This window comes from Streptomyces sp. NPDC030165 (assembly GCF_055573595.1).
The window spans coordinates 1-1,057 of record NZ_JBVIBD010000081.1 but is presented as its reverse complement, the minus strand read 5'-3'; the positions used below and the strand labels follow the sequence as shown (position 1 = coordinate 1,057).

The following is a 1,057-nucleotide window of genomic DNA, read 5'->3' as shown; positions in this document are numbered from 1 at the left end:
CGAACGCATCCGCATCGCCGTCGAAGGCACCTGGCAGCTCATCCGGGAGGCGTACACCTCCCGCACCTGGGCCGTCCTCGGCTACGACAGCTGGGACGCCTACTGCAACGCCGAGTTCGGGCAGGCCCGTCTCCGGCTGCCGCGCGAGGAACGGCAGGAGGTCGTGGCGTCGCTGCGGGATAGCGGGCTCAGCGTAAGGGCCATTGCTTCGGCCACGGGCGCTAGCGTCGGGACGGTTGCTAGCGATCTCGACAGGTGTTCAGAACTGAACACCTCCGACGTGCTCGGGGTGGATGGCAAGAAGTACTCCGCGGCGACATCCGTATCGCAGGGTCGTGCGTCGCTTGATGCCGGAAACGACTTCGGGCAATGCACGGTCACGACTACGGCCCAAGCGGCGCGCCCCCGCGTCGACGTGCCCCGCGCTGTCCTCGTCGCCCTCACCGAACTTCGTCAGGTCCGCGAGTCCTTCGCCGCACTCACCGCCGAGCAGCTCGCCCGCCAGGACGAAGAGACGCGCCGCAAGTGGGCGGCGCGCCTCCACGAAGAACTGGAAGCCCTGCACGGCTTCCACAACACACTCACCCAGGAGCAGTCATGACCAAGAATATCGTCGCCCTCGCCCAGCGCAGCACCCACGCCCTGCAGCCCGCCGTCGAACTCGCCTACGTCACCCCCGACATGGCCGAACAGTGGCTCGGCCACAACCTCAAAAACCGCAACCTGCGCCCCGGCGTCGTCGCCTCCTACGCCCGCGACATGGCCGCTGGCAAGTGGACGGTCAACGGGGCCACCATCTCCTTCTCCCGCAACGGCACCCTGCTCGACGGGCAGCACCGGCTCCACGCCGTCATCGCCTCCGGCGCCACCGTGCCCCTGCTCGTGGTGCGCGGCCTCGACGACAAGGCGCAGCTCACCATCGACGGCGGCGTCAAGCGCACCATGGCGGACCGGCTGAGCATCGACTCCGTCGACGTCTCCAACCGGCACCTGCTCGCCTCCCTGCTGCGCCGCGCCGTCATGTGGGACCGCGGCCAGTACCTCAACGTCGGCACCG

Annotated in this window: 2 pseudogenes; both read left to right on the top strand. The window is 68.8% G+C overall.

What is annotated here, in order from left to right:
- Positions 1-601: pseudogene (locus ACZ4Z1_RS42515) on the top strand (hypothetical protein); the annotation flags it as partial.
- A pseudogene (locus tag ACZ4Z1_RS42510) lies at positions 598-1,057 on the top strand (hypothetical protein); the annotation flags it as partial. The pseudogenes ACZ4Z1_RS42515 and ACZ4Z1_RS42510, both read left to right, overlap by 4 nt.